The sequence below is a fragment of the Paenibacillus sp. R-74696 genome, from assembly GCF_055814915.1.
On record NZ_JBPULM010000038.1, the window covers coordinates 1 to 12,152 of the forward strand.

12 protein-coding genes are annotated in these 12,152 nt (G+C 45.7%); 6 read left to right on the forward strand and 6 right to left on the reverse strand.

Going from position 1 to position 12,152, the window contains the following annotated elements; all coding sequences use genetic code 11:
- Positions 1-104: 104 nt before the first annotated feature.
- From uraA to ACSR9A_RS18235, 3 genes are all read left to right on the forward strand, one after another.
- Positions 105-1,418 carry a uracil permease gene (gene uraA, locus ACSR9A_RS18225; protein WP_473758714.1) on the forward strand — a complete coding sequence of 438 codons (1,314 nt, stop codon included), beginning with the start codon at positions 105-107 and terminating at the stop codon, positions 1,416-1,418.
- A 135-nt stretch (positions 1,419-1,553) separates the two neighbouring features.
- A complete protein-coding gene (locus ACSR9A_RS18230) occupies positions 1,554-1,802 on the forward strand; it encodes a CPCC family cysteine-rich protein (protein WP_473758715.1) in 249 nt (82 codons plus the stop codon).
- Positions 1,803-1,915: 113 nt separating this feature from the next.
- Positions 1,916-2,254: a L,D-transpeptidase gene (locus tag ACSR9A_RS18235; protein WP_341279618.1), complete on the forward strand. Its 339-nt coding sequence runs from the start codon at positions 1,916-1,918 to the stop codon at positions 2,252-2,254.
- A gap of 65 nt (positions 2,255-2,319) precedes the next feature.
- Here the strand turns inward: ACSR9A_RS18235 and ACSR9A_RS18240 are convergent, their stop codons facing one another.
- Positions 2,320-3,120 (reverse strand): GNAT family N-acetyltransferase, encoded by an 801-nt coding sequence (locus ACSR9A_RS18240; RefSeq protein ID WP_473758716.1) that lies wholly within the window; start codon positions 3,118-3,120, stop codon positions 2,320-2,322.
- A gap of 448 nt (positions 3,121-3,568) precedes the next feature.
- Entirely contained in the window at positions 3,569-3,958 is a 390-nt protein-coding gene (locus ACSR9A_RS18245; RefSeq protein WP_473758717.1) for a MerR family transcriptional regulator, read from the reverse strand.
- Positions 3,959-4,127: 169 nt separating this feature from the next.
- Here ACSR9A_RS18245 and ACSR9A_RS18250 point away from each other — a divergent pair, with 169 nt between their 5' ends.
- Positions 4,128-5,285, forward strand: coding sequence for an S-layer homology domain-containing protein (locus tag ACSR9A_RS18250; RefSeq protein ID WP_473758718.1), 1,158 nt, complete (start codon positions 4,128-4,130; stop codon positions 5,283-5,285).
- 131 nt (positions 5,286-5,416) lie between these two features.
- On the opposite strand, the gene ACSR9A_RS18255 is transcribed toward ACSR9A_RS18250, so the two are convergent.
- Entirely contained in the window at positions 5,417-6,175 is a 759-nt protein-coding gene (locus ACSR9A_RS18255; RefSeq protein WP_473758719.1) for an SDR family oxidoreductase, read from the reverse strand.
- A gap of 180 nt (positions 6,176-6,355) precedes the next feature.
- On the opposite strand from ACSR9A_RS18255, the gene ACSR9A_RS18260 reads away from it, so the two are divergent.
- Positions 6,356-6,961: a TetR/AcrR family transcriptional regulator gene (locus ACSR9A_RS18260; protein ID WP_473758720.1), complete on the forward strand. Its 606-nt coding sequence runs from the start codon at positions 6,356-6,358 to the stop codon at positions 6,959-6,961.
- A 9-nt stretch (positions 6,962-6,970) separates the two neighbouring features.
- Here ACSR9A_RS18260 and ACSR9A_RS18265 read toward each other — a convergent pair whose 3' ends face one another.
- From ACSR9A_RS18265 to ACSR9A_RS18275, 3 genes are all read right to left on the reverse strand, one after another.
- A complete protein-coding gene (locus ACSR9A_RS18265) occupies positions 6,971-7,957 on the reverse strand; it encodes a cellulase family glycosylhydrolase (RefSeq protein WP_473758721.1) in 987 nt (328 codons plus the stop codon).
- A gap of 323 nt (positions 7,958-8,280) precedes the next feature.
- Positions 8,281-8,649 carry a VOC family protein gene (locus tag ACSR9A_RS18270; protein ID WP_473758722.1) on the reverse strand — a complete coding sequence of 123 codons (369 nt, stop codon included), beginning with the start codon at positions 8,647-8,649 and terminating at the stop codon, positions 8,281-8,283.
- A gap of 59 nt (positions 8,650-8,708) precedes the next feature.
- Positions 8,709-9,659: a helix-turn-helix transcriptional regulator gene (locus tag ACSR9A_RS18275; protein WP_473758723.1), complete on the reverse strand. Its 951-nt coding sequence runs from the start codon at positions 9,657-9,659 to the stop codon at positions 8,709-8,711.
- A 462-nt stretch (positions 9,660-10,121) separates the two neighbouring features.
- On the opposite strand from ACSR9A_RS18275, the gene ACSR9A_RS18280 reads away from it, so the two are divergent.
- Positions 10,122-12,134, forward strand: a complete 2,013-nt coding sequence (locus tag ACSR9A_RS18280; protein WP_473758724.1) for a methyl-accepting chemotaxis protein — start codon at positions 10,122-10,124, stop codon at positions 12,132-12,134.
- The last annotated feature ends 18 nt before the right edge of the window (positions 12,135-12,152 follow it).

A 12,152-nucleotide genomic window follows, 5' to 3' on the forward strand; every position in this document is an offset into this window, starting at 1 on the left:
TCATACTTTCTCTATAATTTGAAAAAAAGCTTGCCAACCTTCACCGAACTCGGTAGAATCGACAAGGATTATAGACATAGAACACTGGGGAGGATCAATGGTTTATGGAAAAACGTCATACAATTGGAATTATGGATCGCCCTCCGCTAGGGCAGAGCCTGATGCTGAGCTTGCAGCATCTATTCGCCATGTTCGGCTCCACCGTACTCGTCCCGAATTTGCTTGGCGTCGATCCGGCTGTCTGCCTGCTGATGAACGGAATCGGCACCTTGCTTTATTTATGGATTTGCAAAGGCAAAATTCCCGCCTATCTCGGTTCAAGCTTTGCTTTTATCGCTCCTGCGGGAGCCGTTATTGGTGAGCACGCCGCCGGAGAGCCCGGCAATTACGCTGCGGCACTGGGCGGTTTTATCGCCGCAGGCGTTATTTTCACACTTGTCGCCTTGATTATTCATATTGCGGGAACGGGCTGGATTAACGTCGTTTTCCCTCCTGCGGCGATGGGCGCGATTGTAGCGATTATCGGGCTGGAGCTCATTCCGGTTGCAGCGAAAATGGCTGGCTGGATTATGCCGGATAAATACCCGGACCCAGCGAACTGGAAAATGGACGGTGCTACGGTTGCCTTATCAACGATTACGCTGGGCATAACCGTGTTCGGCTCCGTGCTGTTCCGCGGGTTTATGAAAATCATTCCGATTCTAATCGGGATTGTTTCTGGATATGTCATTGCCTATTGTATGGGTATGACCGATTTTTCTGGTGTGGGGAAGAGCGGCTGGCTGCAGTCTCCTGAGTTTACGCTGCCCATCTTCCAGTGGGCCGCTATTCTTGCCATCGCTCCGGCTGCGCTCGTCGTTATTGCCGAGCATATCGGACATCTGGTCGTAACGAGCAATATCGTGGAAAAGGATTTATCGAAGGACCCAGGGCTGAGCCGCTCCATGCTGGGCAACGGGATTTCCACGATGATTTCCGGCTTTGTCGGCTCCACGCCGAATACAACCTACGGTGAAAACATCGGCGTACTCGCAATCACGAAGGTTTATTCGACCTTTGTCATTGGCGGCGCTGCCGTCATCGCCATTGTGCTCTCTTTTTCAGGAAAATTCTCAGCGCTCATTTCGGGCATTCCGACTCCTGTCATGGGCGGCGTCTCCCTGCTTCTGTTCGGCGTTATCGCCGCATCCGGCTTCCGGATGCTCGTCGAATCGAAGGTAGATTACAGCAAGCCGACTAATCTGTTTTTGACGACAGTTGTCATGGTAACTGGACTCAGCGGCGTCACCATCAAGCTAGGCGATTTCGCCATCTCCGGCATGGCGCTTGCGACAGTCGTAGCGATTTTGCTAAGCCTGCTGTTCAAGCTGTTTGATGTGCTAAAGCTGTCCAACGATCACGAGGCATCTGGGCACTAGAACCAGCAGCAAGGCTCGAAGTAGCAGCGGCTAGTCATTAGTATCAAATTAACTATAAAATGACGCACAAACTAACCATAGTTTGATGCGTCATTTTTACTGTATTATCGAAGTGCTTATAGTGGAGGAATGACTATGAAATTCGCATGTCCTTGTTGTGGTTACAAGACATTAGACTGTGAACCGCCAGGCACATATGACATATGTGAAATTTGTTTTTGGGAGGATGACGCTGTCCAATTTAATGACCCCGACTATGAAGGCGGAGCTAATATTGAGTCTTTAAGACAACATCAAAAAGCTTTTTTATTGGGGAGAACTAACCGAAAACCAACGGATAAAGATACACGTGATGAAAGATGGAGCCCCCTACCATCGGAGTAACATGGAACATGGGTCTTTAACTATAAGCTCTTCATTTTCCCGCATATAGGACAATGCCTAACGCCCTCTACTCCACTCTTACATAGGATAGAAGCAGAGGAGGGAAACCTTTTATGCCTTCATACCGCATTATCGTTGATCTATCTGACCGCAGGCTGTATTTGCTTGATGGCAATACGGTCGTAAACGCCTATCCTGTTGGCATCGGCAAAATGCTGACACAATCGCCACTCGGCGAATTTACGATTATAAATAAACAAGCCAATCCCGGCGGGCCGTTCGGCGCTTTCTGGATGGGATTGTCCAAGCCGCATTACGGCATTCATGGCAACAATGATCCTGCATCTATCGGACGCATGGTGTCGCATGGCTGCATCCGCATGTACAATGACGATGTTGTGACGCTCGCCCATTTGGTTCCGATTAATACCCGCGTGACCATTCGGGAATAAAGTGTGGGAAGAACCTGCGGCGGTCAGCAAGCGCTGACCTTCGCCTTATACTAGTAACGTAATTACTAACCGTTGTACCAATACATAGGATGTTCGTCTACTTGCTCAAAACAAAGCTTATGCGCCACACTTAAGGACTCTATATTATCTGAATGACAACACCAATTTGGTGTCAGTCCTCGATTTAGGCACTCATTAATAAAACGGACACCAACCAATGTTGCCAGGCCTTTTCTTTTGTATTTTTCTACTGTTATGATGTCAATTTCAGCGTAGCCACCTCCAACATAGGGAGAAGAACAAACACTGATAATCTTATCGTCTTTGGTCACAAAATGACCGACACCATTATCGATAAATTGTTGGGCCGAATCCCAAACTAATTTATAATACGGGTAAAAGTCCTCTCTATATTGGTTTGCTATTTCTGGATTCAATCCTTCTTCGTTGAATTCAGGGCTGAGTACAAATGGATAATCGCGATAAGCTTGAAGGAATTTTTCCATGTTAAAATGAAAATAGGCCCGTTTAATTTTGGCCGCATTGATCAAATTATTTTCAGCCAGCAGTTGTTCCCAATCCGTTGAAAATAAAGCTAGAGCATAAAAATCAATAGGATGGCTATTTTTATTGTTTAGGAACTGGATAACCCCTTCGTTAAAAGGAGTATCGTTTGCAGCTCCTAACAAGCAGTAGAATCCACCAACACTCGTTATTAAAGCAGCTGTAGCATTGTTCCTATCGTTTACTATCACCTTACCTGTTTGCAGCTGCTGAATTACCGATAAAGCATAGACCGCTTTATTTCCCACCTTATCAAGCATTGGATTTACAATATAAAACTCTGCTGCTGTTAGCTCATACATAGGAACTGCTCCTTTGTTTACAAATCGCTTTACGAGAAAAAGCAACTAGGATAGCGTTTACATATCTGCTTATTTAAGACGGGATTTTATCAACGAGTCGCTTAAAACAAGAAAAGTCGGCAGCGAAAATATGGCGGACACAGAAGACGCTATATCAACCAGATTAGGTTTTTTGACGGGACTCGCGGACTCAGGAGACGCTAATGAACGCCTTTTATTCATTTTAATGCGATTAAGGGGACAATAACGAATTTCCTGTCCGCTCACAGGCTGAAATCGCATAAAATGCCAAAATAGCGGAACCTCAATCCTCCAGAATGAAAGCTCCCCGTCCCATCCCATCCCATCCCATCCCTTCCCTACCCTAACCGGGCTGCCAAAAACAAATCCTCACTGCTCAACCTCTTCATTTAACTAGGAGAACAAGGGATTGCCCTAGTCTATGTAACTACTGAGGGCAGCCTCCTTGCTCAAAAGAGGTAATTTTCAGCTTGTCATCAATAAAGTCCAGCACCTGCTGCAAATCCGCTATTTGCTGCCGAATTTGCTGCTTATGGTTCAGCATTAATTGCACAAGCTCGGGGTAATCCGACGGTTTATTGATGAAGGACACACCTATAAACGGTCTTATCTCGTCAAGCGACATACCTGTTTTTTTCAAGCAAACCAGCATTTTCATCGTTTCAATATCCTTCATCCGGTAAAAACGATGGGTGTTGTTTTTACGCGCCGCCTGCGGCAAAACGCCGATTTTCTCATAATACCGAATCGTATCCTCCGACAGGCCGCTCAGTCCCGCCGCTTCTTTAATCGTGTAGATTTCCTGTAACTCAGGCATTATGCGTCCCTCCCGCTCTACCTTATACAGCAATCGTAACAAGATTTCGTAGGTATCGCTACTTCTTCTTACCTCACTCGATTGTTCAACCGATAAAATAAGTGTAGGAAGTTTTGTTTAACACATTGTATAGGAACATGATTAAAAAATAGAAAGGGTTTAGGGGAAAATGTCTATCATTCGTAATGCAATCATTTGTCTGTTGCTACTTTTCAGCATACTTGGCGGGAACATCGCTTCAGCAGCGTCTTACACACCAAGCGGTCACTGGAGTGATACGTTACTTCAATGGGCCAGCGATTATCAAATTATTGAGGGCTATTCGGATGGAACCTTCCAGCCGGATCGGCTTATAAGCGAGGCAGAGTTTTTAAAAATTTTATATCGGGCGTTTGATCGTACATTACATAACACTGCAACTTATGAATCAATAAAAAACCGAATGGATTTGCTGTATAAACTTGCTAAAGGCTGGAACCATCCCGTTGATGGTGCTGCCAAACCTGAACTGCGCTCGTCACCTATTACCCACACACAAGCAGCTGCAATTATCGCATCAGCCAGAGGTGTCCACTACGAGGGACAGGATAACATTATATTTTTAATCGGAAATGGGATGGTAATTGGCGATGCCGCTTCGCTGTCTACTTTTAAAGCCGATTCCAAATTAACACGCGCAGAAGCGATTCAATGGATAAGACAATTGACAGTTGCGGGTATGCTTGACATTAAAGAACGGCCGAAAGCACTTTCCGAACTCGGCAAGCTGCCGGATCCTGCAACTGCTCCCAAGGCGCTGCCTTTATTCAGCACACAACCTGTTACAAGAGCAGATTTTGATTTAATTGGAAATAATCCAGCTATGGGAGTAAAGCTTTGGGAAAGTAAACAGGCTATTGACTCTCGCTTTGGTGAATCACAGCAGGCCGGTATGTTTAAACGCAGCCAATATTCCGCTTTCACGGTTCATTATAATAAAGCAGGCCAAGTGGACTCGTGGGATATAGCTAGCGATAAAGATCATTTGGAAGCGAGCAAGCTCTTCTCAACTTATAAAGGCATTGTATTGGAGAAAAGTACGATATCGGATGTTTTACAGCAATACGGAACAGCCGGATATTTAAAAACGGGTAGCGCCTTTTATTTTTATGAAGAAGCGGAAGATGGCAGCTATACGCAGTTGGACCCCTTTTTCAATGGATCACAAATTAAAAACGAAAAGAAGACCTACACCATCTACTTTAGCTTCAATGAAGAGACTTCAAAAGTCGATTTTATAATGGTTAGTTGGCTGCCATATGCATTGGGGAACTATGACTACAATTAACTCTTAATGCTTGCAGCATAAAAATCCCTCTTAATTGATTCGAGCCTCCTCCATAATTGTGTATGAGGAGCAGGATATCGCAAGAGGGAATTTATTGTTTTGGTCTATTAGATTTTTGTGCTTGACCTGTATTAGTAAGCCAACCAGCCCGCATCTGCGGTTACAACCGTACCGTTAACGAAGCTTGCGTCATCAGAAGCGAGGAACAGGGCAACCTTAGCGATTTCCTCCGGCTCGCCCGTACGCGGGTTAAGACCCATGCCTGCCATTGCGCGCGATGCTCCAAAAGCGTTAGGCTCCGTCAGCGACGCCGCAATGTTCGTTTTCACCCCGCCAGGTGCAATCGCATTGCAGCGAATGCCGAAGTCCGCATATTGGAACCCGATATTTTTCGTGAGGCCCACGACAGCATGCTTGGAAGCTGTATAAGCAGCGCCCGCTCTAGAGCCCTGCAGACCTCCAGCAGAAGCGATATTGACGATAACCCCGCTCTTCTTCTCGGTGAAAAGAGGCAGCACTTTCCGGATCGTACGCATCGGTCCCGTTGTATTAATCGCAAATACCCGCTCCCATAGCTCATCCGTGATGTCCGCCGCCGGAACAAAGTTGTCCATAATTCCCGCATTATTTATTAAAATATCCACTGTGCCGTAAGTTGCTACGGTCGTATCTATTAATTGCTGGACATCTTCTTCCTTGGCAACATTGGCAGCGATGGCAACCGCTGTACCGCCATTTTCTTCAATAGCTGCAACAACCGTTTGTGCCGCATCTACGCGAAGATCCGAGACGACAACCTTAGCTCCTTCTGCTGCGAACAGCTCCGCAATCGCTTTACCCATACCTGATGCTGCGCCAGTTACGACAGCCACTTTTCCTGTTAGTCTCACGGTTCATTCCTCCATTTTGAATCAGAGATAAAATAAACACATACTCATTACTTAAGCATCTGTTACTTCGAGTATAATAAAGTGTAGAAACTGCTGACAATCAGCAAAAAAACCGCCTTTGCCCGTTAACGAACAAAAGACGGTTTTTTGTATACTAACTGGTAGAAGGAGCGGATGTTTATGTCCGAAAACCATTCAAAAATCGACCGCCGCATCGTTCGAAGCAGACGCGCCTTGCGGGAAGCTCTCCTCGCCTTGATGGCGGATAAGCCCTTTCAAGCCATATCCATTACCGAGATTATGGAGCATGCCGGCTACAACCGGGGAACCTTTTATGCCAACTATGACAATAAAGAAGCGCTGCTTGACGAGATTTCGACGGAGCTGCTGGATAAACTGCTGCAAGCGTTCCGAGCACCCTACGAGCATGTCGAGGTCTTTAACGTTAGTGAGCTGCCTGCCCATGCCGTCACGATATTCAATCATATTTACGAGCATTCGGGCGTCTACACGATTCTTATGAAAAATGATGTGCTACCCAATATGAAGGAAAAAATGCTTCATGTCCTCAAGCAAATTTCAATGGAGGAGCTGCTTTTTCCTACGGCTGATATTGATCGGGAGCTGCTAGCCACCTATAGTATGAGTGCTGTACTAGGCCTCGTATGGCACTGGATTGAAACCGGCTTTAAGCATCCGCCTGCTTATATGCAGGAACAGCTTGTTAAGATCATTCATTTATATCCGGGTATTGCCGACACGGCGCTTAATGGCAAGCAGTCTTAGCGGCTGTTTTTAAAATACGCTGGCCCTTACAGACGTCGATGCGATGCCATTCGTGCCATTAAAAACAAGATTGCCCCATGAGGTCAGTGTCGTCCAGTTGCTGCTGCTCACCAGATCCAGCCATGCATTCGCGCTATCGTTGCCGGTCCACGACCAAGCTAAATATCCGATGCCCTTCGCTTGGCATTGATTCATAATTTCTTGAGCATTAACAGTCGTACCCAGATTGTTGTTGCCGTTATTATAGTTATAGCCGAACTCTCCAACGATGATAGCAAGGCCGAGATTTTTCACATTTTGCAGCTCTGTTCCGATGGTTGATGAATTGTTCCAGGCCCCATACATATGCACGGAAAATAAAAGGTTATGCTGTGGATCATGACTCAGCAATGCGGCCCCGTAGTTTTTAATCGGGGAAACGTATTGCCCCCAGCCAGAGCCGTCTATAACGATTGTATTTGTAATTCCTGCGTTGCGAATGGTCGTAATGGCTGTTTTATAGGCGTCTCTCCAAGCCGTATCGGAAAGACTGGCACTTCCCCATTCATTAGCAATGTTAACCAGCGCATATTTCGTATTATTTTGCAAAACAGCCTTCACATCATTCCGGGCAAAATAATTCGCCATATTGTTGAGCGCGGCTGCACTATCGCTGCCTGTAACATCATGCATCTCCACAACGGACACCATTTTCAGCGCTTTGGCGCGATTAATAATTTGCTGCAAGCGAGCCGCTGTTCCGCTTGTCGACCAAACGATACGGACCGTGTTCGCACCATAGGAGCTAGCCGTCGTCAGCGCATTATAGGACTGGGTGTCGTACCAGGCATGAGGCATATTAATCCCTCGCATCACAAAGTTGTTGCCATTGGCGTCCTTTAAATTGTTACCGCTTACATAAAAGCCCGTAGCAGCAGAAGCAGAAGGAATATGAACTAGAGACAGGGAAAGCAGCAAAGTCATAACAAAACCTAACAAAATCGTTTTTTTCAACATTTTACGTTTCTCCTCTTCATCGTTTATTAGGCTAACAATAATTACCTAGACTAAACTCCCTTCCTCCTCTCTTTAATTGGAAATAGGCTACAATGCCACTATACAATAAAACGTTTTTAATTTCCATATTTTTCAAACTAACAATTCACCCTAAATTTTACTAACTTTCAACTAACCTATCAAATCGAAAAAAGCAGATATTCGACCTAACTTCACCCTAATTTTTCCGTTTTTTTAGCACTAACCTTCCAGACATATTTAGCCAAGGTGAAACGGCTGTCGCTGTCCTATGGCGGCAAAGCTACCGTTTCGCATAGAAATAATTAGGCTTTACTGTGAAGGGTAACTAGGTAACCGTCTGGGTCGGCAAATGTAAAGGTTCGCCCGAATGGTCCATCTATTGGTGCGGATGCAATCTTTACACCTGCTGCAACAAGCTTATCGTGGATTTCTTGCGTATCAGGGGCATGGAGCCACAGAGCGACACCAAGTCCAGGCTGAGTACCTGAACCGAGTTCTATCCCTGGCATTAGGTCTCGAAGAGCAAATGCAATAGGCTTTGTTTCAAAGACCACAGCATGAGGTGGTCCCGCCTGTGAGCGCACCAGTCCGAGATAGTTTTGATAGAATTCCGCAGAGCCTTCAAGATTGCTCACTTGAAGTGAAATGAAGTCGGGTCCAATTGCTGACATAATGTAATGTCCTCCTTTGCATATCTTGATTATACAAGGCCCCTATTGCCAACAGTATGTCAGTAGCGTTCTTTCATTTTCTCGATTTCTTCTCTTACTCGGTTTTTGAATGATTCAGGTTCAGTGACTACCACATCTGCCCCCCAGCCAAGAATCCAACTCAGCAATTCTTCCGGTTGACGGACACGAAAAGTGACATGGTAACCGTCCTCTTTAGATTCGGCAATCTCCATATAGTAATTGTTTGCTTCTTCGACTTTATCGGTGATTTCTGAATTAAAAAGTGCGCAGACCCGTATGCTACGGGTATCCTTCGGCCGATAGGATTGAAGGTTGAAGTGATCGGGAGTCTGAAACGTATCATCAGTCACGGTAAGGTCGCTGATTCGGGAGACTCGAAAATGGCGAATATCCTCCCGTAAGTCACAGGAAGCAACTAACAGCCAGCCATTCTGCTCATCATGTGCCAATCCGAATGGCGATACCGTTCGCACAGTTACCCTGTTCCCATCAGCTTCAGCAACCCGCTTGTGATAGGTGAAACGAATTTTGTTGCCCTCCAGCATGGCTTCGCGAATGATCCCCAAGTTTACTCTCTCCCGCGTCATTATGACCATTTCATCTTTTTGGAGCAGACGGATGCTCCCTTGTATTCGGTTTGTCTCCTCACGGATGGGTCGAGAAAGAATGGCTTCTATTTTTCTGCGGGAAGAACGAGCACTTTTGCGAAAAGTTGGATCAAAACGTTTTTCTATGAATTCAGCTCCAAGAAGAAGTGATACTGCCTCTTCTACTGTAAAACTAATTGGTGGAAGAAAATAGCCTTCCATTAAAGAATATCCTAATCCTGTCTCACCAATTATGGGAACACCTGCTTCACTCAAAGCCTGCATATCACGATAGATCGTTCTTACACTGACCCCTAAGACCTCTGCTAATTCATCAGCTGTCAGCAATTTGCTTCGCTGTAATTCCACCACAATCGCTAAAAGACGCTCTGTTTTATTCAATTAAAGCTGCACTCCCTTGTTGGAATTCAACCATTTATACTATCTTTCGTTGTTTCAAAATAACGTATGAGATTTACTTCTGTAGGGGTTATTTTGAAGTAAACCTGCCACACTTCAACCAAGCAAGCATGGGACATCACGAAAAACGATGTCACCAATACGACCTGTAGTGGGACAGTTCTCCTTAGTAATCTCTTTAAACAAAGTTCAGTTAATATCATCTTTTGCTTTCTAATACCTAGATTATATAAAAACTCTACTGACAACTGCATGTCAGTAGAACGTTACGCTATAAATTATAGTTAAACAGACTTCCGCCAGCTATTTTTGCAAGCGATTACATTTTAAAATATATATATTGAAGGATTTACAAAATAAAATGAAAATAATGGTCATACATTTGCAGTCAGCAACCGATATTAATAGTACATAAACTTTTCTAAAAGGAGAATAGTAAAGCCATTGAAGAATTCACGTTTTATTCGAAATTTGCTTATTCTGGGTTCAATCCGTCAGACCGCAGGTCGAATTGTATTGTCCACACTGCTTATTATTGTCGTTTGTGTCTCCGTCCTTTCGTACACGTTCTATGTTCCAACCTCCAGAGAAGTCCAAATCCAAGCCGAAAAACAAATGGAGCTCTACTCCAGTCTTCTAGCTAAAGAGATTGATGCCAACTTAGTAGAAAAGCAGGCTATTATGCAGGTTATCGCCGAGCAAGGCTCCAAGGTGGAAGCAGATCGGCAGCAGCAGCTTGATTTTCTCGTCCAAGCCCATAATCAGCATCCCGAGTTTGAATCGATTTTTTTCTCGCTTGATTTAATAGGCGCCAACGCCGTTAACATTAAAAATACGGACGTCGATCTAGCTGATCGGCCTTACATCAAGCTTGCCCAAGAAGGCAAACCATTCATTTCTGAGCCGGTAATTTCCAAAACGATGGGCACGATGGTTGTTATTGTCGGCGCTCCACTAATCAAAGACGGCAAAGCCTATGGATTTTACGGTGCCTCCTATTCGATTAGCCAAGCGGTAGAAAGCGTCAGCAAAGCCCAATTCGGCGAGACCGGAAAAGCTTATATGACGTTAGCGGACGGAACGTTCCTTTCGTACACGGATGAATCGTTTGTGTTAAACAAAAAACTGTCCGATCTGGGCATCTCCCCACTTGATCAAGCTCTCACCAATGCGACCCAAGGCAATACGGCCCCGATTCATTATACGGAAAATGGCGTTGAAAAAATTGGGTTTATGAGTGTGACTGGCCTGGGCTGGGTTATTACGATGTATGCGGAAGAAAATGAAATTTTAAAGCCTGTCGATACTTTGCTGAGTTTGATTCTCTTGGTTGGTTCAGGCATTATCGTCCTTGCGCTGATTACAACGATTCTGATTGCTCTGCGGATTGTGTATCCCATTCGCCAATTAACACATGGCATTGATGTTTTGGCACAAGGCGATTTAACGTATCGCATTCCGGTCAAAGGCAAAACCGATATTAGCAAGGCGCTGCATTCCTTTAATGCCGCTGGGGATCAAATGCAGCTGTTGATGATGGAGGTTAACGGCTTGTCCGAGCAGCTGACGGATTCTGCGAAGCAGCTTGCAGAGGGAGCGGATCAAGGCGCGCGTGCCGCGCAAAGCATTTCCGAAGCGATTCTCGTCGTAGCCGAAAGCTCGGAGCGCCAAACGTCCAGCTTGCAGGATGGAAGCCAAGCCGCCGACAGCATCGCTGTGCAAATTGATGGTATCGCTTCTTATAGTACAAATGCGTCTGACATCGCTTCCCAGGCCTCCAATCTCTCCGATGACGGAGCGGCTTCCATGGATCAGCTTAATGGAAAAATGGCGGAGATGGAGCAAGGCATCGGCGAGCTTGCCCAAACGATTCATGCGCTGAGCGGATTGTCCGGCAAAATCGGCGATGTCGTGGGCAGCATTAGCCAAATCGCCCGCCAAACGAATATTTTATCGTTGAATGCAGCGATTGAGGCTTCACGTTCTGGAGAAGCGGGGCGCGGCTTTGCCGTCGTAGCGGATGAAATTCGCAAGCTTGCAGGCCAATCGATGGAGTCAGCGGAGCAAATTGCCGGATTCATTGGAAGTATCCGCCTCGAAATTGATCGAACGCTGCAGGCCTCCGAACAGACTGTTTCCCAAGCGGCCGAAGGAAGACATACAGGTGAAGAAGCCCGTGAGCTGTTCGCTCGCATTCGCTCTTCTATTCAAGAGGTAGCAGCGAGCATTCAAGGCGTATCAGCAGCATCCGGCGAGATGGTGTCCGGTACAACCACGTTGGTGGAATCCATTCGCCTCATCTCCGACTCGGCTAGTGAAACTGCGGCAGAATCACAAAATGTTTCCGCTGCGGCAGAAGAGCAAATGGCTTCTATGGAGGAAGTAGCTTCATCCTCCGCAGAGCTTGCTAATATGGCAGAGAAGCTGCGTATTCAAATTAATAAATTCAAGCTGTAGCATGGAACGATAAGAAAA

Excerpts from the sequence above, each read along its gene's own strand:
- ACSR9A_RS18270 (WP_473758722.1), bottom strand. The coding sequence starts at position 8,649 with ATGTCAGCAATTGGACCCGACTTCATTTCACTTCAAGTGAGCAATCTT.
- ACSR9A_RS18265 (WP_473758721.1), bottom strand. The coding sequence starts at position 7,957 with ATGTTGAAAAAAACGATTTTGTTAGGTTTTGTTATGACTTTGCTGCTT.
- ACSR9A_RS18260 (WP_473758720.1), top strand. The coding sequence starts at position 6,356 with ATGTCCGAAAACCATTCAAAAATCGACCGCCGCATCGTTCGAAGCAGA.
- uraA (WP_473758714.1), top strand. The coding sequence starts at position 105 with ATGGAAAAACGTCATACAATTGGAATTATGGATCGCCCTCCGCTAGGG.
- ACSR9A_RS18250 (WP_473758718.1), top strand. The coding sequence starts at position 4,128 with ATGTCTATCATTCGTAATGCAATCATTTGTCTGTTGCTACTTTTCAGC.
- ACSR9A_RS18235 (WP_341279618.1), top strand. The coding sequence starts at position 1,916 with ATGCCTTCATACCGCATTATCGTTGATCTATCTGACCGCAGGCTGTAT.
- ACSR9A_RS18240 (WP_473758716.1), bottom strand. The coding sequence starts at position 3,120 with ATGTATGAGCTAACAGCAGCAGAGTTTTATATTGTAAATCCAATGCTT.
- ACSR9A_RS18230 (WP_473758715.1), top strand. The coding sequence starts at position 1,554 with ATGAAATTCGCATGTCCTTGTTGTGGTTACAAGACATTAGACTGTGAA.
- ACSR9A_RS18245 (WP_473758717.1), bottom strand. The coding sequence starts at position 3,958 with ATGCCTGAGTTACAGGAAATCTACACGATTAAAGAAGCGGCGGGACTG.